The sequence below is a fragment of the Microbacterium sp. LWH11-1.2 genome (assembly GCF_038397745.1).
Taxonomy (GTDB): Bacteria; Actinomycetota; Actinomycetes; order Actinomycetales; family Microbacteriaceae; genus Microbacterium.
Map to the genome: position 1 here is coordinate 1,630,508 of NZ_CP151636.1, position 17,149 is coordinate 1,647,656.

Below are 17,149 nucleotides of genomic sequence, written 5' to 3' on the forward strand. Positions count from 1 at the left end.
GCTCCATCCGCATGTCGGATGGAGCCGTTTCTGCGACCGGAACCGGCTCGATTACTCCTTCACGGCGCCGGCCGTCAGGCCCTGCACGATCCAGCGGCTCGCGAGCGCGAACATCGCCATGGTCGGCAGGATCGTCAGGACCGCTGCGGCGCTCATCGAGCCCCAGTCGATGTTGAACGTCGAGATGAAGCCGTTCAGCGCCGAGGGGACCGTGCGGTTCTCGTCGGTGTTCATCAGCACGACCGACAGGAACAGCTCGTTCCAGCAGTTCACGAAGTTGAAGATGAACGCCGCGATGATGCCGGGCGTCATGACCGGCACGAGCACCCGGAACAGGGCGCCGAGGCGGGAGCATCCGTCGATCATCGCCGCCTCCTCCAGCGCATCCGGCACGTTCTCGAAGAAGCCCCGCAGCATGACGGTCGAGAACGGGATGCAGATCGCGATGTAGACGAGGATGAGGCCGGGCTTGGTGTCGACCAGACCCAGGTCGGTCATCATCGAGTACAGCGGTCCCAGGGCGATGAACGCCGGGATCATCTGGGTGAGCAGGAACGCGATCAGCACCGCGCCCTTCCCGCGGAACTCGAAGCGGGCGATCACGTAGGCGGAGAGCAATGCGATCAGCGTGGCCACCGCGCCGGCGACGATCGCCACCAGGGCCGAGTTGCCGAGGAACACCGCGAACGAGCTCTGCTGGAACAGGTTCACGTAGTTCTCGAACGAGGGCTCGCTGGGCCAGTACTCGATCGGGAACCGGTTGATCGTGCCCGGCGACTTGATCGACGTCAGCGCGATCCAGTAGAGCGGGAAGAGCGTGATCACCAGCCAGAGCCCGAGGCCGACGACGCGCACAACGCCGCCCGGCGTCACCCGGCGCTTCGGACGCGGAGCCCTGGCCGGGTCGGGGACGGTGAGCCGCCTGGTCTCCGTCATGGTGGTACCGGTGATGGTCATCGCTGGGCCCTCCGCATCGCCATCAGATAGAACGCGCAGAACACGAACAGGAACGCGACGACGATGAGGCCGATCGCGCTCGCGATGCCGTAGTTGCCCTGCTGGGTGTAGTTGATCATCCAGGTCGTGATGATGTGGGTCTGGTTCGCGGGCCCGCCGTTGGTCATGGCGTAGATGATGTCCGGGAAGTTGAAGATCCAGATCACGCGCAGCAGGATCGTGAGCAGCAGCGTCACCGCGATGTACGGGATGATGATCGAGAACAGCTGTCGCACCTTGCCGGCGCCGTCGAGGCTCGCGGCCTCCAGCATCTCGTCCGGGACGGACTGGAGCGCGGCCAGGATCATGATCGCGAAGAACGTCACGCCGTACCAGATGTTGGCGACGATCACGGCGATCATCGCGAGCTTCGGGTCGGCGAGCCAGGGCAGCGGGGCGTCGATCAGACCGGCCTTCATGAGCAGGTCGTTGACGACGCCGAACTCGGCGTTGAACATCCAGCGGAACAGCATCCCGATCAGGAAGCCCGACACCGCCCAGGGGAAGAACACGAGGGCCTGGTAGAGCCCGCGGAAGCGGAACCGCTTGCGCAGGGCGAGGGCGATCAGGAAGCCGATCACCAGCTGCGGGACGAGGGAGCCGACCACCCAGAGGATCGAGTTCCACGCCACGACGGGGAACGCCGGATCCTGGAACACCGCGACGAAGTTGTCGAAGCCGACGAACGGGGTCGACGTGAGGTCCCAGAGGTTCCAGTCGTGGAAGGCCATGCGGGCGCCCTGCAGCATCGGCCAGTATGTGAACCAGCACACGAAGACGATCGCCGGGGCCATGAAGGCCAGGAGCGTCAGCGCGTGCCGGCCGCGGAACGGCCGGCGCCGGGGGCCGGGGGAGGCCCCGCCGGCGGCTTCTTTCGAAGCCGTGCCGACGGAACCTCCCTCGCGAGCGGTCAGGGCCACGGGTCAGCCCTTCTCCGCGGCGTACTTCTCCGTCCAGAAGGCGTCCCAGGATGCCAGCAGATCGCTCGTCGACATGTTGCCGAGCAGCACGTTCTGCACATCCTGGTCGGACTTCTGGATCCATTCGGTCCACCAGCTGACGCCGCGCGGCTGGCGCACGTTGACGTAGGTGTCCGGGTCTTCCGTCATGGTGACGTAGCTCGTCCACGGGCCGGTGGAGTAGAAGTCGTCATCCGCCGCTTCGGTGATGATCGGCACCAGGCTGTTCGCCTGCGCGAACTCGGTCGCGGGCTCGGCGGACGAGAGGAACTCGACGAGCTTCACCGCCGCCTCCTTGTTCTCGCTCGCCTCGGCGACGCCCCATCCGGCCACGGCCAACGGCTGCGCGGCCTTGCCCGACGGGCCCACGAGGAGCGGAGCGGTGTCCCACTGGTCCTCGGTGAGGTTCGAGTCCTGGACCGTCGCGATGACCTCGGGGTCCTGCAGCAGGAACGCCGTGGTGCCGTTCGTGAAGCCGGCGACCATCTCGGGGTAGCCCCACGACACGGCCGAGGGCGGCGATGCCTTCTCGAACAGGGCGAAGTAGTCGTCGACGGCATCCTGCGCCTCGGGCGCCGCGAAGATCGTCGAGCCGTCCTTCATCAGGAAGGCGTCGTCGATGTTCAGATCGTCGATCGTGTACGCCTCGATGGCGGCGACCACGTTGCTGTTCGCGTTCGGGCCGCCGCGGAAGGCGTAGCCGTAGACGTTGTTCGACGGGTCCTGGATCGCGCTCGCCTGCTCGAGCAGGTCTTCCCAGCTCTTCGGCGGACCGTCGAAGCCGGCCTTCTCGACGAGGTCGGTGCGGTAGAACAGCGACAGGCCGTAGAAGCCGTACGGGACGAAGTAGCTGTTGCCGTCTTCTGCGACCGACGCGGACTTGGCGTTGTCGGTCAGGGCGTCCCAGCCGTCCCACTTCTCCAGGTCGTCGCCGAGGTCGTACAGCCAGCCGTTGTTGGCGAACGGTCCGACCGTGATGTCGCGCACCTCGAGGAGGTCGACGCCCTTGCCGGACTGCAGCATCTGCTGGATCTTCTGGTCGGCCTGCTCGGTGGGCGGCGAGACCAGGTTGACCTTGATCTTCGGGTTCTCCTTCTCGAACTCGTCGAGGAGTCCGCGGATGAGGTCGGTGCGCGCCGGGTTGGTCAGGCTCTCGACCATCTGCAGGGTGACGGTCCCGTCGGCGGACGGGCCGCCGCCGGCGGAGCAGCCGGTGAGCGCGAGGACGGCGACGGTGCCGACTCCCGCCGCTGTCGTCAAGATCTTGTTCTTCACGATGTGCCTCTCAGTTGGTGTTTCGGGTGGGGGTCAGGGGATGATGACGGATGCCGCGGGCCGGATGCCGGCACGCTGGAGGATCTGCGGGATGCAGCGCTCCACGAACGCCTCGAAGTCGGATGCCTCGGAGTAGAGGTGCGCCGACAGGCGGAAGTAGCCGATGCCGCGGAAGCTGGTGAACGCGGTCTCGACCCCGGTCAGGTCGAGCAGGTCCATGCGCAGGGCGTCGGCCTCCTCCCGCGTGGCGCCGAGGCCGAGGGGGAGGCGGACGAGTCGCATCGACGGAACGGGCGAGGGGAGCGGGGTGAGGGGCTCCTCGTCGGCGTAGGGGCGGAAGCCCTCGGCGATGATCTCAGCGCCGGCATCCGCGAGCACCGCCATCGTCTCGCGCGCACGCTGCCAGCCGTACTCGCTCTCGACGAAGTCGATGGCGGCGGGGGTGGCGAGGTAGGTCGTCGCGTCGATCGTGCCCTGCGTGTCGAAGCGCGTCGGGTACGACTCCTGCGCCGCCCACGAGTCGATCAGGGGCCAGAGCTCTTCGCGGTCGTGCGTCTCTGTCACGAGCAGCGCCGAGCCGCGCGGAGCGCAGGGCCACTTGTGCAGGTTGCCGAACCACCAGTCGCCGCCGGCGACGGCTGCGGCATCCGCGACGAGGCCGGGGGCGTGGGCGCCGTCGACGAGCGTGCGCACTCCGCGGTCGGCTGCGAGTTCGGCGATGCGTCGGGTCGGCAGCAGCCGGGCGGTCGGGGAGGTGATCTGATCGACGACGATGAGCTTCGTGCGCGGGGTGAGGGCAGCGGCGAACAGCTCGACGATCTCGTCGTCGGAGCCCAGCAGCGGGAGCTCGACGACCCGCACGGTCGCGCCGAAGCGGCGGGCGAGGCGCTGCGCCCCCATCGTGATCGCGCCGTAGCCCTGATCGGTGACGAGGATCTCGTCTCCGCTCTCGAGGCGGAGCGCGTTGTAGACGACGGTGGCAGCGGCAGAGGCGTTCGGCACGAAGGCACTGTCCTCGGGGCGAGCGCCCACGAACGGGGCGGTCAGCTCCCGGGCGGCGCGCACGCGCTCGGCGATGCGGGGGAACCACTCGACCGGGCTCAGATCCGCCTTGCGGCGCAGCGCGTCCTGCTGCTCGACGACGGCGGTGGGGACGGCGCCGAATGAGCCGTGGTTGAGGTGGATGATCGCCGGATCCAGGGGCCAGGCATCCCGCGCACGGTCGAACGACCTCAGTCGGAGCGGGGCGGGGAAACCGGTGGCCTGCATGGGTCCTCTTCAACACGTCGGGGGGAGTTGTTGCACAACTTTGCCACACAGGTCGATAGATCACCAGAAATCACGCACAATTTAATAAAGTCGTCATACAAGTTGGTTGCGCGATCGGCATCCGACAGACTCACAGGAGATCCGGGTGCCAGAGAGGAACACGATGAGCGCGTTGGACAAAGCGCTGCACGGGCTGCGGGCGCTCATCGCCGACGGTGCCCTGCGGCCGGGGGACAGACTGCCCAGCGAGGGCGAGCTCTGCGAACGGCTCGGCGTCTCTCGCGGATCACTCCGCGAGGCGATCCGCACGCTCGGCGCCCTCGGCGTGCTGGAGACCCGGCACGGGTCCGGCAGCTACGTCAGCGAGCTGCGCGCCGCCGACCTCATCGGCAGCCTGTCGCTCACCGTGGGGCTTCTGCCCATGGCGGGAGTGCTCGAGCTCACCGAGCTGCGGCGCGTGCTCGAACCGCACGCTGCTGCGCTCGCCGCGGCGCGTATCGATGAAGAGACCGTGGAGAAGCTCGATGCGCTCCTCGGCGAGATCGAGGTCAGCGACGACTTCGAGGATCACTCGCGGCTCGACCACGAGTTCCACATGACGATCTCGAAGGTCGCCGGCAACGACGCCCTCACCAGCCTGATCGACGTGCTCCGGTCGCGCTCGCGCGCCTATCGGATCCACGATGTGCACGATGCGGCCGAGCTCAAGCTGCATTCGGATGCCGGGCACCGCGCGATCCTCCGCGGTCTCGCCGCGGCCGATCCGGTGGCGGCCTCTGCGGCGGCGTCTTCGCATGTCGCGTACACCGAGTACTGGGTGCGCAAGTACACCGAGGTGGACGAGCAGGCTGAATGAGGTCCCGATCTGCGGATGTCGTCCCGATCTGCGGAGGATTCTGACCGATCCGTGAGCTGATCGGGTCACGGTCAGCAGATCGGGACGCAGGCGGTCAGGCGAGGGTGATGTCGACCTGGATCTCGGCGGCGATGCGCTCGAGGTCGGCGCGCAGCGCGTCGAGATCGACCGTCGCCGGAACGCGCGCGGTGACGGATGCCTCGAACAGGCGACCGCCGGCCATCGCGGCATCCCGGGTCTCGGTCGCCAGCTCCTCGATGCTCAGGGCGTGCTGACTCAGCACCGTCGAGATCTCGCGGACGATGCCGTGGCGGTCGTTTCCGAGCACCTGGATCGTCAGGAGCTGCTCGTCGTCGAGATCGGCGGCGGGGGTGCCCGTGAGCACGGCGAGGGTCAACAGGCCCTGGCCCTGCAGCGAGCGCAGCGCGGTCTGGAGCTCGGGCGCGCGGTCTTCGGCGACGGACACCTCGATCACGCCCGCGAACGTGCCGGCGAGTTCTGCCAGCGAGCTGTTCTCCCAGTTGCCGCCGTGCGCATCGACGACATCGGCGACAGCGGCCACGAGGCCCGGACGGTCTGCACCCGCGACGGTGAGGATCAGAGTGGTCATGCCGCCAGCGTAGCCCGATCGGCCATCGCCGAAGGGCTGGGTCGCTGAGCCTGCTCGGGCCCTTCGACGAGCTCAGCGCCCCGGGGGTGCGGGTCAGTCGGCCCAGACGCCCGTCTCGAGGAAGGCGTCCAGACGTGCGCGATGCGGGGCGAGGTCCCAGCCCTGGGCGGCGACCCACTCGTCGGAGTAGTAGGTGCCGGCGTAGCGGATGCCGCTGTCGCAGATGAGTGTCACGACGCTGCCGGTCTCGCCGGCCGCCCGCATCCGGGCGATGAGCTGGAACGCGCCGTAGAGGTTGGTGCCCGTCGACCCGCCCGCCCAGTGCAGGGTGCGTGCGCGCAGCATCCGGATCGCGGCGATCGAACCCGCATCCGGCACCCGGATCATCTCGTCGATCACGCTCGGCACGAACGACGGCTCGACGCGGGGCCGTCCGATGCCCTCGATGCGGCTCGGTCGTCCGGCGGGGGCGTCGACGGTGCCGGCCCAGCCGTCGTAGAACGCCGAGCCCTCCGGGTCGACCACGGCGATCTGCGTCTCGTGCCGGCGGTACTTCACGTACCGTCCGAAGGTCGCGCTCGTGCCGCCGGTGCCGGCGCCCACGACGATCCAGCGGGGGATCGGATGCCTCTCCTGTGAGAGCTGGCTGAACACGCTCTCCGCGATGTTGTTGTTGCCGCGCCAGTCGGTCGCCCGCTCGGCGAACGTGAACTGGTCGAGGTAGTGGCCGTGGCAGTCCGAGGCGAGGCGCTGAGCTTCGGGCGACATGTCCTCGGCGCGGTCGACGAAGTGGCACCGTCCGCCGTAGAACTCGATGAGGTCGATCTTCTCCTGGCTGGTGGAACGCGGCACGACGGTGACGAACGGCAGTCCCAGCATCCGCGCGAAGTACGCCTCCGAGACCGCGGTCGACCCGCTCGACGACTCGACGAGCGTCGTGTTCTCGTGGATGCGCCCGTTGACGAGTCCGTAGAGCAGCAGCGAGCGGGCCAGGCGGTGCTTGAGGGAACCGGTCGGATGCACCGACTCGTCCTTCAGGTACAGGTCGATGCCCCACTCCGGCGGCAGCGGGAACAGATGCAGGTGCGTGTCGGCGCTGCGATTGGCATCGGCTTCCAGCAGGGCGATCGCGGTGCTGGTCCAGGAGGTCACGGATCGAGCGTAACGCGCCCGCTCACTTGTCGGTGTAGCCGCCTTCGCCGGTCTCGCCGTCATAGATGAAGACCTTGTCCTCGAGGGTGATCTTTATGTCGTCGCCGAGCGGCTGCTGCGCGAGCAGGCGCTCCTCGAGCATCGCCATGCGTTCGTCGTACTCCTGCGCCTGCTGTTCGTCGATCCCCCAGATCGTCGCGACCTTCATGTCGGTCATCAGATACAGGAACGCCGAGACGGCGGTGCGGTTGTACTCGGTGTCGGGGATCGTCTGCCAGAGCGCGCCGGAGTCGCGCAGGCGCTTGTACTCATCGATCTTCGCCGCGAGCCGGTCCGCGATCCCCGAGGCGTCGGCGTCAGGGCCGGCAGGCTCGTCGTCGGACGGCTGGTCGTCGGAGGGGGCATCCGGCTCTTCGGCGAACGCGCTCGGGCTCGGTACCGGGACCGGCGGGGAAGCCTCGTCCGACCCGCGGACGAGGAACCCGACGAGCACGGCGACGCCGACGACCGCGAGGATGACGAGACCGCCGACCACGGCCAGCACGATGCCGAGGGCGTTCGAGGACTTCGCCGGGGCAGGTGCCGGGTACGCGGGTGCGGGAGCGGGTGCCGGGTGGCCGCCCGCGGTCGCGTAGGGCGGCAGAGGTGCGGCGGAGGGTCCGGGAGGAACGGGAGCGCTCACCGGTGGCGCGAGCGGGACGACGGGCGGGAAACTCGGAGCGCGGCCGCCGGCATCCACAGGTGGAGGCGGAATGACGTCGTCTGGTTCTGCCCCCGTCTGCGCGTCTGTCATCGTTCTCCCCCTGGATCGAAAGCACCTGCCGGATGCCCTCTCCGAAAGGTAGTCGTTTCCGTCATCGACCGTGCGGGCAGATCTGCTCAGGTGGTCATGCTGTGGGGAGAATCTTCGCCACCATCCGCGACGTGCAGGAGAGATCGTCAGTCGTGCGCGGGCCGCTCGGGGCCCAGGGGGCCTGCTGATTGCTCCCCGGCGGCGTCGTCTTGTCGCGCGGTTCGTCGGTACTCGGGATGACCGCGGCAGACCCTCTTCAGCCGACCGTGCCCGCGGGAGAGGCACCGCCATCGCCGTCGACGTGCAGGAGGGAGGCCTGTGACTGCTCCTGCCGCAGCTGGAACTCGAAGCGCGACCGATCGCCGCGGTGGTAGGCGATGAAGTACTCCATGGGGGCGCCGTCGGCGCTGCGGCTCACGCTGCGCAGCCGCAGCAGAGCCGAGCCCGCACTGACGCCGAGGAGCTGCGCCTGCTCGTGGGTCGCGACCGTGGCCTCCGCCGAGCGGACGCCGTGCGTCGCGACCATGCCGTTGTCGGCGAGGAGGCGGTACAGCGACGCCTCGGTCAGATCGGCGTCGAGGGTGACGGCGCCGACGGCATCCGGCATCCAGGTCGTGGAGAGCGACCACGGCTCGCCGTCCACATGACGCAGTCGCTCGAGGGCGACGACCGGCGACCCGACGGGGATCTCCAGGGCGAGCGCGACCTCCTCATCGGCAGTCGTCCGCTCGTGCCGCAGCACGTCGCTGTGCACGTGGCCGCCGCGACGCTCCACGTCGTCGTACAGGCCGACGAGCGTGTGCACGAGGCTCTCGCTCGTGCGCGGTCGGGACACGAACGTGCCCTTGCCCTTGACCCGCTCGACCAGCCCTTCGTGCTCCAGCTGGGCGAGAGCCTGTCGCACGACGGTGCGCGAGATGCCGTAGCGCTCGCACAGGCGGTGCTCCCCGGGCAGCGGATCGCCGGGCTGCAGGCCGTCTCGCGCGATGCCGTCGATGATCAGCTGGCGCAGCTGGTCGTACATCGGAGCGGCGGAGTGCCGGTCGATCGTGTCCGCAACGGTGCCGGTCATGTCAGTACGCGACCCCCGCGTGCAGGATGACGTTCGCATAGGGCGTGAACTCGCCGGAGCGCACGAACGCCCGCGCGCCCTGCGTGAGCTTCTTGAACTCGACGTGCGGCACGAGCTCGATCTCGAACCCCATTCCGGCGAAGCGCTCGCGCAGAGCGTCGAGCACTTGCGGGCTCTTCTCGGCGACCTCGGCGGACACCGTCGCGCCCTCCACCACGAGTTCGGCCAGCACGGTGTCGAGCACATCGAGGAAGGTCGGTGCTCCGGGTCGATACGCCAGGTCGATGCGCTCCGAGCCGAGCGGGATCGGCAGGCCGGCATCGGTCACGACGAGCAGGTCGGTGTGCCCGGTCTCGCTGATCACCCGCGAGAGCGCGGGATTGATCGTGGTCGCTGACTTGCGCATGGGTTCTCCTCAGTTCGTCGCGGTCGCGGATTCCCGGGCCTCGAGGAAGGCATCGACATCGGCACGGTGCGGCAGGCTCGGCGACGCGCCCTGCGTGGTCACGGTCAGCGCTCCGGCCGCCGTGGCCAGGCGCACGGCTTCGCTCAGCGTGCTGCCGTTCGCGAGGGCGGCGCCGAGATAGCCGGCGTAGGCGTCGCCGGCCGCGGTCGTGTCGACCGCCTCGACCGGGAACGGCGGGACGATCGTCGCGCCCTCCGCCGTCACGACGCAGGACCCCTGCCCCGCGAGCGTGATGACCGCGGCACCCACACCCTGCTGGAGGAACCACAGGCCGGCGCGCTCCGCCGACGCGGCATCCGTCACCTCGATCCCGCTGATCAGCGAGGCCTCGGTCTCGTTGGGGGTGACGATGTCGACGCTCCGCCAGATCTCGGCCGGGAGCTCGGCAGCGGGCGCCGGGTCGAGGATCACGGTCATCCCGTGCTCGCGCCCCCGCGCCGTGATGTGGGCGGTGAGCGCGGACGGCGTCTCGAGCTGGGTCAGGAGGACGGATGTCGTCGACGCCAGCGCACCGAGCGCGGCGTCGATCTGCTCGGTGCTCAGGGCGGCGTTGGCGAGCGGGACCATGACGATGTCGTTCTGCGCGGAGGCGTCGACGCGGATGTGCGCGATGCCGGTCGGGCCCGGGACCGTGCGCAGGTGCGTGAGGTCGACTCCCGCGTCGCCGAGTCCGTCGACGACGAGGTCGTGGAACAGGTCGTCGCCGACGCAGCCCACGAAGCTGGTGCGGGCGCCGGAGCGCCCGGCGGCGACCGCCTGGTTGGCGCCCTTGCCGCCGAGCATGAGCGTGAACTCGTCGCCGAGGATCGTCTCGCCCCGGGCGGGGAGGCGCCGTGAGAAGGTGGTCACGTCGGCGGTCACGCTGCCGACGATGACGACGCCGGAGCGATCGCCGGGAAGTGCGGGGGACATCTCGCTCCTGATCCTCTTCGACAGCACGCTCGGCCGCGTCGGCGTCTTTGACAGACGTCGGCGGCTGTCATTACATTAGCCGAATCCGAACCTGTAACGACAGGTTCCTCTGTCTGGAGCTCCGATGACTGCGATCGCCCCCCGCCTCTACGTCGACAGCGCCGACGTCGACCGCATCTCCCGGCTGCTCGCCGCCGGCGTCGTGCACGGCGTGACGACCAATCCGACCATCCTCGAGCGCGGCGACAGGACGGCCGCGGACATCCCGGAGCTGTATGCGCGGTGGGCGGGCGAGGGTGCGCAGGAGATCTTCTTCCAGACGTGGGGAGGTGACACGGCGTCCTTCCTGCGCAACGCCGAGGGCATCCGCGCTCTGGGCGACCGCGTGGTCGTGAAGGTGCCGGCCACGGCCGACGGCTTCGCCGCGGCATCCGCTCTCGTCCGCGACGGCGCGACCGTGCTCGTGACGGCCGTGTACTCCGTGGCGCAGGCACTCGTGGCCGCGAGCATCGGCGTGCGGTACATCGCCCCGTACCTCGGACGGATGCGGGATGCCGCCGCCGAGACCGGCTTCTCCGGGCCCGGCGCCGAAGACGTCATCGCCCGCATGCAGGAGGTCTGCGTCGGCAGCGGCACCGATGTTCTGGCGGCGTCGCTGCGCTCGCCGGAGGACATCGTCGGTCTGCGGATGCTGGGGGTGCCCTACTTCACCGCCGCCCCGGACGTGATCGAGCGGATGCTCCTCCACGACGTGAGCGACAGCTCGGCTGTGGAGTTCGACGCGGCCATGGAGCGACTCGGGGCCTGACCCGGGTCGATCGGGCTGCAGCTTCTGCGCACGCTGCGCGTCGGGATCAGGCGGATGCCGCCTGGCGCAGCCACCGTTCGACGCCGGCGATGTGCGCCGTGGTCAGCGAGGTCGCGAGAGCGGAATCGTGCTGCGCGATGGCCTCGGCGATCGCGCGGTGCTCGGAGAGCGTGCGCTCGACCGCGCCGCCCTCGGTGAGACCGCGCCACACACGCGCGCGCACGGTCTGGCTGCTGAGGTGCTCGATCAGGCTCGCGAGGTACGCGTTGCCCGCCATCCGGACGATCTCCCGGTGGAAGCGGATGTCGTGCTCCACCAGCTCCTCGATCGTCACGGAGGCGTCGATCCCGTCGATCTCGGCCGCCAGCTCGGCGATCGCCTCGTCGGTGCCCAGGTTCGCGGCGAGGCCGGTCGCCTGCGACTCCAGCATCCGCCGCACCGCGAAGATCTCGAGCATCGAGTCGTCGTCGTGCATGTCGACGACGAACGAGATGGCCTCGAGCAGGAGATGCGGTTCGAGGCTCGTCACATAGGTGCCGTCGCCGCGGCGCACATCGAGCACGCGGATGACCTCGAGTGCCTTGACCGCCTCGCGCATCGAGTTGCGGGACAGGCCGAGGCGTTCGGACAGCTCCTTCTCGGGAGGGAGTCGATCGCCGGGGGACAGCTCGCCCGACACGATCATCGCCTTGATCTTCTCGATCGCCTCATCCGTGACAGCCATGGCGTCATCCTAGCGATTGATCGGATGTCTGGGGCAGGATGGGGGCATGCGCGTCATCGATTCACATCTGCACCTGTGGGATCCGGAGCTGCTCGAGTACACCTGGCTCGAGGGGCCGTACGATTTCCGGTTCGCCGAGATCGAGCTGGAGCACGCGCGGCTGGGCGCCGCGGCGGACGAGAAGGCGGTGTTCGTGCAGGCCGAGACCGCCGACGACCGCTTCCTCGACGAGGTGCGCTGGGTCGAGAGCCTCGCCGAGCGCGTCGGGGTGATCGGCATCGTGGCGGGCGTGCGCCTCGACCACGGAGTCGACACGACCACGCACCTCGACGAGCTCGCCGCGCAGACGCTCGTGGTCGGCGTGCGGCACAACCTGCAGAACGAGCCGGACGGCCTCGCGGTGTCGACGGCGTTCGTGACGGGAGCGCGTGAGGTCGCGGCGCGCGGATGGACCTTCGACGCCTGCGTCCGCGCGAACCAGCTGCCCGATATCGCCCGTCTCGCCGGCGCGATCCCGGAGCTGCGCATGGTGCTCGACCACCTCGGCAAGCCCGAGGTCGGCACGGCGGATGCACCGCGGACGCCGTCGGTGGAGTGGGTGCGCGATCTCGACGAGCTGGCACGGCATCCGAACGTCTTCTGCAAGCTGTCGGGCCTGCCGGCGGAGTCGGCGGGGAACTGGAGCAGAGAGCAGCTCGAGCCGTTCCTGGATGTCGCCGCCGACGCGTTCGGCGAGGAGCGTCTGATGTGGGGCAGCGACTGGCCCGTCTCGGCGATCGGACCGGCGGAGTCGGGCGACCCGCATGCCCCGGAAGACGGCTCCGCGACCTACCAGGCGACCGCGCGCACACGCTGGCTCGAGGTCGTCGTGGCCTGGGCCGAGGCGCGCGGCCACGACGTCGACGCGGTCCTCTGGTCCAATGCCGAGCGCTTCTACGAGGTGGGGGACGCGCGGCAGCCGGGGGCGCCGGAGTCTCCGCGCCGCGGCATCCTCGGCTGGCTGCGCGGGGAGTAGGAAGCTCCCGTCGCAGAAAGGCACCGATCCCCGCTCGGGATCGGTGCCTTTTCGCGACCGGGGCGGTGACCGGGGCTACTCGGTGCGCAGACGCAGCTGCGCCATGCCGCCGTCGACCTCGATCGCCGTGCCGGTCGTCGAACCGGCGGACGGGCCGACCAGGTACGCGACGGCTGCGGCGACCTCGTCGGCGCTCACCAGTCGGCCGTGCGGCTGCCGCGCCTCGAGAGCCGCGCGCTCGGCGGCGGGGTCGGATGCCGAGTCCAGCAGTCGGCTGACCCACGGGGTGTCGGCGGTGCCGGGGTTGACGGCGTTCACGCGGATGCCCTCGCGCAGATGGTCTGCAGCCATGGCGCGGGTGAGCGCGGCGACCGCACCCTTCGACGCGGTGTAGAGCGCGCGCTGCTGCAGGCCGGTCGTCGAGGCGATGGATGCCGTGTTGCAGACCGCTGCCGACGGCGACTTCCGCAGCCAGGGGAGCGCGGCCGAGGTCACGCGGGCGATGCCGGTGACGTTGATCGACAGCACGCGGGCCCACTCGTCGTCGTCGTTCGCGGTGATGTCGCCCGTCGCGCCGATCCCGGCGTTGTTCACCACGATGTCGATGCGGCCGAACTGCTCGGCGACCGCCGCGACCGCCGCGTCGACGCTCGCGCGATCCGACACGTCGGCCGTGAAGGCCGCGAAGGCGGGATCTGCGGCGGAGGTGTCGCGATCGAGCACGGCGATCTGCGCCCCGTCGGCGTGCAGGCGCTGCGCGATCGCCGCGCCGATGCCGGATGCTCCGCCGGTGACGATCGCGACCAGTCCTTCCAGTGCGGTGGGTCCCTGAGCCTGTCGAAGGGTCACTTCTGCGCCTCCCATGCCACGAACTCCTGACGCTGTCGGCCCAGCCCGTCGATCTCGATCTCGACGACGTCGCCGGCGGCGAGGTACGGGAAGTTGCCCGAGAGCGCGACGCCCTGCGGGGTGCCGGTGAGGATCAGGTCGCCCGGCTCGAGGGTCACGTACTGCGACAGGTGATGCACGATGTGCTCGACCGAGAAGATCATGTCGCTGGTGTTCGAATCCTGGCGCGGCTCGCCGTTGACGAAGCTGCGCAGTCCGAGGGCATGGTGATCGACCTCGTCGGGGGTGACCAGCCACGGACCGGTCGGGTTGAAGCCCGGAGCGATCTTGCCCTTCGACCACTGGCCGCCGGACACCTCGATCTGGAACGAGCGCTCGGAGACGTCGTTCGCCGTCACGAAGCCGGCGACGTGCGCCATCGACTCCTCGGGGGAGTCGAGATAGGCGGTGCGGGCGCCGATGACGATGCCGAGCTCGACCTCCCAGTCGGTCTTCTCGCTGCCGCGGGGGATCGTGACGGTGTCGTTCGGGCCGACCACGGTGTTCGGGGTCTTCAGGAAGATGATCGGGATGGTCGGCGGCTGCGAGCCCGACTCGGCCGCGTGGGCGGCGTAGTTCATGCCGACGCAGATCACGGCGCTGGGCCGGGCGATCGGGGCGCCGATGCGGAGGGACGCGGCATCCGTCAGCTCGGGGAGCTCACCGGCATCACGCGCCGCGGCGACGCGGGCGCGGAAGTCGCCGGCGAGGAAATCACCGTTCACATCGGATGTCACGGGACGGAGGTCGAGGTAGCGGTCGCCCTCCACGAGGACGGGGATCTCGGTCCCTGGGGCGCCAAGCCGCGCGAACTTCATGATTCTCCTGATCGGTCGGTGGGCCGCGTCGGTGCGGCCGGTCTCGTTGACAGTATAGACATCCGATGTTTACACTCCAAGAGATCCGCGCGAAGAAAACCGCTCGCGCATGGAGAGGAAACCCTGTGAGCCGCATCGTCGCCCTCGACACCACCGACATCCGCTTCCCCACGTCGCTCAGCCTCGACGGCTCGGATGCGATGAATCCCGACCCCGACTACTCGGCTGCCTACATGATCGTGCGGACGGATGCCGACGACGACATCGAGGGTCACGCCTTCGTGTTCACGATCGGCCGCGGCAACGACGTGCAGGTCGCGGCGATCGACGCGCTCGCCGGGCATCTGGTCGGGCGCGAGCTCGAGCCGCTCCTCGATGACATGGGCGGCACGTTCCGCGCGATCATCGGCGACTCGCAGCTGCGCTGGCTCGGCCCCGAGAAGGGGGTCATGCACATGGCGATCGGCGCGGTCATCAACGCGCTGTGGGACATCAAGGCCAAGCGCGCCGGGCTCCCGCTCTGGCAGCTGCTGGCAAGGATGACGCCCGAAGAACTCGTCGACCTCGTCGACTTCCGCTACCTCACCAACGCCCTCACCCGCGAGGACGCGCTCGAGATCCTGCGCGCCGCCGAGCCCGGTCGCGCCGAGCGGGAGCAGCAGCTGCTCGCCACCGGCTATCCGGGCTACACCACGAGCCCCGGCTGGCTCGGCTACTCCGACGAGAAGCTCGAGCGCCTGGCCCGTGAGGCCATGGCCGACGGCTTCACCCAGATCAAGCTCAAGGTCGGCGCCGACCTCGACGACGACATCCGCCGGTTCCGCAAGGCGCGCGAGGTGTGTGGACCCGACTTCCCGATCGCGATCGACGCGAACCAGCGCTGGGAGGTGTCCGAGGCGATCGAGTGGGTGAACGCGCTCGCCGAGTTCCACCCGGCCTGGATCGAGGAGCCGACCAGCCCCGACGACGTGCTCGGTCACGCCGAGATCGCGCGGGGGGTGGCGCCCATCCGCGTCGCGACCGGCGAGCATGCGCAGAACCGCGTGATCTTCAAGCAGCTGCTGCAGGCCGAGGCGATCTCGGTCATGCAGATCGACGCGGTGCGGGTCGCCGGCGTGAACGAGAACATCGCCAACCTTCTCCTCGCCGCGAAGTTCGGGGTGCCGGTCTGCCCGCATGCCGGCGGGGTGGGCCTCTGCGAGGCCGTGCAGCACCTGTCGATGTTCGACTTCGTGGCCGTCACGGGCACGCGCGAGGGCCGCATGATCGAGTTCGTCGATCACCTGCACGAGCACTTCGTGGTGCCGACCGACATCCAGGGCGGTTCGTACATGGCGCCGACCGCTCCCGGTGCCGGCATGGAGATGAAGGCCGACAGCATCGCGACCTACACCTGGACGGGTGCGCATGTCGGGGCCTGAGCGGCGGGTTTCCACGTCGGCGGACACCGGGGAGCGCGGGCACGCCCTCACCGACATCCCCGCCCTCGGCTACGGCGCCGCGAACGTCGGGAACCTGTTCCGCGCGCTCTCCGACGACGATGCGTGGGCCGTGCTGGATGCCGCGTGGGAGAGCGGCATCCGGTACTACGACACCGCGCCGCACTACGGACTCGGCCTGTCCGAGCGTCGCCTCGGCGCGTTCCTCCAGACGAAGCCGCGCGACGAGTACGTGCTGTCGACGAAGGCCGGGCGGCTGCTGCGCCCGAACCCCGAGTTCTCCGGCGGCCTCGACACGGCGAACGACTTCCACGTGCCCGACGACCTGCAGCGGGTGTGGGACTTCTCGGCAGAGGGCATCCGTCGGAGCCTCGACGAATCGCGCGAACGCCTCGGCATCGAGCGCATCGACCTGCTCTACCTGCACGACCCGGAGCGCAACGACCTGGATCTCGCGCTCGCCGAGGCCTTCCCCGCCCTCGAGCAGCTGCGTGCCGAGGGTGAGGTCGCGGCGATCGGCATCGGATCGATGGTCTCGGATGCACTGGCCGCCGCCGTCCGCAGCGCCGACCTCGACCTGATCATGATCGCCGGTCGGTACACGCTGCTCGAGCAGCCCGCCGCCGTCGACGTGCTCCCGGCCTGTCGGGAGCGGGGGACCGGGATCGTCGCGGCATCCGTCTTCAACTCCGGCCTGCTCGCCTCGAGCGAGCCGCGCCGCGACGGGCGCTACGAGTACGGACAGCTGCCGGACGAGCTGTGGGAGCGGCTGCTGCGGATCGCCGCGGTCTGCGCCGACCACGACGTGCCGCTGCCTGCAGCCGCCGTGCAGTTCCCGCTGCAGGCGTCGGGCGTGCGCTCGGTGGTTGTGGGCGGGAGTCGCCCCGAGCAGCTGCGCCAGAACGCGGAGTATGCGGCCCGGCCGATCCCCGAGGAGCTCTGGGAGAACCTGGCAGCCGACGGCCTCATCCCGGCGTGAGCGCGGGTGGTGCACGCCGCGTGTTCACATTTCAGCAAGAACGTACGGAGATCGCCCGGATCGCGTCCGAATCCTCAGGGAACACGACGGATTTGCTGAATCGTGAACGCCGACGCAG

18 protein-coding genes are annotated in these 17,149 nt (G+C 69.5%); 5 read left to right on the forward strand and 13 right to left on the reverse strand.

Annotation, left to right across the window (positions count from 1 at the left end):
* Nucleotides 1–51: 51 nt before the first annotated feature.
* The 4 genes from MRBLWH11_RS07760 to MRBLWH11_RS07775 are packed head-to-tail and all read right to left on the reverse strand — an operon-like array spanning nt 52 to nt 4,499.
* Nucleotides 52–957, reverse strand: a complete 906-nt coding sequence (locus tag MRBLWH11_RS07760) for a carbohydrate ABC transporter permease (protein ID WP_341947413.1) — start codon at nt 955–957, stop codon at nt 52–54.
* Nucleotides 954–1,916: a sugar ABC transporter permease gene (locus MRBLWH11_RS07765; RefSeq protein ID WP_116633839.1), complete on the reverse strand. Its 963-nt coding sequence runs from the start codon at nt 1,914–1,916 to the stop codon at nt 954–956. Before MRBLWH11_RS07765 ends, MRBLWH11_RS07760 begins: the two co-directional genes overlap by 4 nt.
* A gap of 3 nt (nt 1,917–1,919) precedes the next feature.
* Nucleotides 1,920–3,230 carry a sugar ABC transporter substrate-binding protein gene (locus tag MRBLWH11_RS07770; protein ID WP_341947414.1) on the reverse strand — a complete coding sequence of 437 codons (1,311 nt, stop codon included), beginning with the start codon at nt 3,228–3,230 and terminating at the stop codon, nt 1,920–1,922.
* Nucleotides 3,231–3,263: 33 nt separating this feature from the next.
* Nucleotides 3,264–4,499, reverse strand: a complete 1,236-nt coding sequence (locus MRBLWH11_RS07775; protein ID WP_116633841.1) for an aminotransferase class V-fold PLP-dependent enzyme — start codon at nt 4,497–4,499, stop codon at nt 3,264–3,266.
* Between the two features lie 163 nt (nt 4,500–4,662).
* Here MRBLWH11_RS07775 and MRBLWH11_RS07780 point away from each other — a divergent pair, with 163 nt between their 5' ends.
* A complete protein-coding gene (locus MRBLWH11_RS07780) occupies nt 4,663–5,355 on the forward strand; it encodes an FCD domain-containing protein (protein ID WP_341947415.1) in 693 nt (230 codons plus the stop codon).
* Nucleotides 5,356–5,449: 94 nt separating this feature from the next.
* Here MRBLWH11_RS07780 and MRBLWH11_RS07785 read toward each other — a convergent pair whose 3' ends face one another.
* The 6 genes from MRBLWH11_RS07785 to MRBLWH11_RS07810 form a co-directional block, all read right to left on the reverse strand.
* A complete protein-coding gene (locus tag MRBLWH11_RS07785) occupies nt 5,450–5,965 on the reverse strand; it encodes an ACT domain-containing protein (protein WP_116633843.1) in 516 nt (171 codons plus the stop codon).
* A gap of 93 nt (nt 5,966–6,058) precedes the next feature.
* Nucleotides 6,059–7,117: a PLP-dependent cysteine synthase family protein gene (locus MRBLWH11_RS07790; protein ID WP_341947416.1), complete on the reverse strand. Its 1,059-nt coding sequence runs from the start codon at nt 7,115–7,117 to the stop codon at nt 6,059–6,061.
* 22 nt (nt 7,118–7,139) lie between these two features.
* Nucleotides 7,140–7,910, reverse strand: a complete 771-nt coding sequence (locus tag MRBLWH11_RS07795) for a hypothetical protein (RefSeq protein WP_341947418.1) — start codon at nt 7,908–7,910, stop codon at nt 7,140–7,142.
* 256 nt (nt 7,911–8,166) lie between these two features.
* On the reverse strand, nt 8,167–8,982 hold the full coding sequence (locus MRBLWH11_RS07800) for a GntR family transcriptional regulator (RefSeq protein WP_341947419.1): 816 nt from the start codon (nt 8,980–8,982) through the stop codon (nt 8,167–8,169).
* A gap of 1 nt (nt 8,983) precedes the next feature.
* On the reverse strand, nt 8,984–9,388 hold the full coding sequence (gene rbsD / locus MRBLWH11_RS07805; RefSeq protein WP_341947420.1) for a D-ribose pyranase: 405 nt from the start codon (nt 9,386–9,388) through the stop codon (nt 8,984–8,986).
* Between the two features lie 9 nt (nt 9,389–9,397).
* A complete protein-coding gene (locus MRBLWH11_RS07810) occupies nt 9,398–10,360 on the reverse strand; it encodes a ribokinase (protein ID WP_116633848.1) in 963 nt (320 codons plus the stop codon).
* A 124-nt stretch (nt 10,361–10,484) separates the two neighbouring features.
* Here MRBLWH11_RS07810 and MRBLWH11_RS07815 point away from each other — a divergent pair, with 124 nt between their 5' ends.
* The gene (locus MRBLWH11_RS07815) at nt 10,485–11,168 is read left to right on the forward strand and encodes a transaldolase family protein (protein WP_341947421.1); all 684 of its coding nucleotides are present in this window, start codon (nt 10,485–10,487) and stop codon (nt 11,166–11,168) included.
* 46 nt (nt 11,169–11,214) lie between these two features.
* Here the strand turns inward: MRBLWH11_RS07815 and MRBLWH11_RS07820 are convergent, their stop codons facing one another.
* Nucleotides 11,215–11,892, reverse strand: coding sequence for a FadR/GntR family transcriptional regulator (locus MRBLWH11_RS07820; RefSeq protein WP_116633850.1), 678 nt, complete (start codon nt 11,890–11,892; stop codon nt 11,215–11,217).
* Between the two features lie 46 nt (nt 11,893–11,938).
* Here MRBLWH11_RS07820 and MRBLWH11_RS07825 point away from each other — a divergent pair, with 46 nt between their 5' ends.
* Nucleotides 11,939–12,907 (forward strand): amidohydrolase family protein, encoded by a 969-nt coding sequence (locus tag MRBLWH11_RS07825; RefSeq protein WP_341947422.1) that lies wholly within the window; start codon nt 11,939–11,941, stop codon nt 12,905–12,907.
* A 75-nt stretch (nt 12,908–12,982) separates the two neighbouring features.
* Here the strand turns inward: MRBLWH11_RS07825 and MRBLWH11_RS07830 are convergent, their stop codons facing one another.
* Both MRBLWH11_RS07830 and MRBLWH11_RS07835 read right to left on the reverse strand, forming a co-directional pair.
* The gene (locus MRBLWH11_RS07830) at nt 12,983–13,756 is read right to left on the reverse strand and encodes an SDR family oxidoreductase (RefSeq protein ID WP_341947423.1); all 774 of its coding nucleotides are present in this window, start codon (nt 13,754–13,756) and stop codon (nt 12,983–12,985) included.
* A complete protein-coding gene (locus MRBLWH11_RS07835; protein ID WP_341947424.1) occupies nt 13,753–14,613 on the reverse strand; it encodes a fumarylacetoacetate hydrolase family protein in 861 nt (286 codons plus the stop codon). The genes MRBLWH11_RS07830 and MRBLWH11_RS07835 overlap by 4 nt, the downstream gene beginning before the upstream one ends.
* 125 nt (nt 14,614–14,738) lie before the next feature.
* Between MRBLWH11_RS07835 and MRBLWH11_RS07840 the strand changes: the two genes are divergently transcribed.
* Complete coding sequence (locus MRBLWH11_RS07840; RefSeq protein ID WP_341947425.1) at nt 14,739–16,034, forward strand: L-fuconate dehydratase; 1,296 nt, start codon at nt 14,739–14,741, stop codon at nt 16,032–16,034.
* A complete protein-coding gene (locus MRBLWH11_RS07845; RefSeq protein ID WP_341947426.1) occupies nt 16,021–17,031 on the forward strand; it encodes an aldo/keto reductase in 1,011 nt (336 codons plus the stop codon). The genes MRBLWH11_RS07840 and MRBLWH11_RS07845 overlap by 14 nt, the downstream gene beginning before the upstream one ends.
* The last annotated feature ends 118 nt before the right edge of the window (nt 17,032–17,149 follow it).

Bases quoted from the DNA above. Each gene is read 5' to 3' on its own strand.
- MRBLWH11_RS07760 (WP_341947413.1), bottom strand. From the start codon at position 957: ATGACCATCACCGGTACCACCATGACGGAGACCAGGCGGCTCACCGTC.
- MRBLWH11_RS07775 (WP_116633841.1), bottom strand. From the start codon at position 4,499: ATGCAGGCCACCGGTTTCCCCGCCCCGCTCCGACTGAGGTCGTTCGAC.
- MRBLWH11_RS07780 (WP_341947415.1), top strand. From the start codon at position 4,663: ATGAGCGCGTTGGACAAAGCGCTGCACGGGCTGCGGGCGCTCATCGCC.
- MRBLWH11_RS07785 (WP_116633843.1), bottom strand. From the start codon at position 5,965: ATGACCACTCTGATCCTCACCGTCGCGGGTGCAGACCGTCCGGGCCTC.
- MRBLWH11_RS07795 (WP_341947418.1), bottom strand. From the start codon at position 7,910: ATGACAGACGCGCAGACGGGGGCAGAACCAGACGACGTCATTCCGCCT.
- MRBLWH11_RS07800 (WP_341947419.1), bottom strand. From the start codon at position 8,982: ATGACCGGCACCGTTGCGGACACGATCGACCGGCACTCCGCCGCTCCG.
- rbsD (WP_341947420.1), bottom strand. From the start codon at position 9,388: ATGCGCAAGTCAGCGACCACGATCAATCCCGCGCTCTCGCGGGTGATC.
- MRBLWH11_RS07810 (WP_116633848.1), bottom strand. From the start codon at position 10,360: ATGTCCCCCGCACTTCCCGGCGATCGCTCCGGCGTCGTCATCGTCGGC.
- MRBLWH11_RS07815 (WP_341947421.1), top strand. From the start codon at position 10,485: ATGACTGCGATCGCCCCCCGCCTCTACGTCGACAGCGCCGACGTCGAC.
- MRBLWH11_RS07820 (WP_116633850.1), bottom strand. From the start codon at position 11,892: ATGGCTGTCACGGATGAGGCGATCGAGAAGATCAAGGCGATGATCGTG.
- MRBLWH11_RS07825 (WP_341947422.1), top strand. From the start codon at position 11,939: ATGCGCGTCATCGATTCACATCTGCACCTGTGGGATCCGGAGCTGCTC.
- MRBLWH11_RS07835 (WP_341947424.1), bottom strand. From the start codon at position 14,613: ATGAAGTTCGCGCGGCTTGGCGCCCCAGGGACCGAGATCCCCGTCCTC.
- MRBLWH11_RS07845 (WP_341947426.1), top strand. From the start codon at position 16,021: ATGTCGGGGCCTGAGCGGCGGGTTTCCACGTCGGCGGACACCGGGGAG.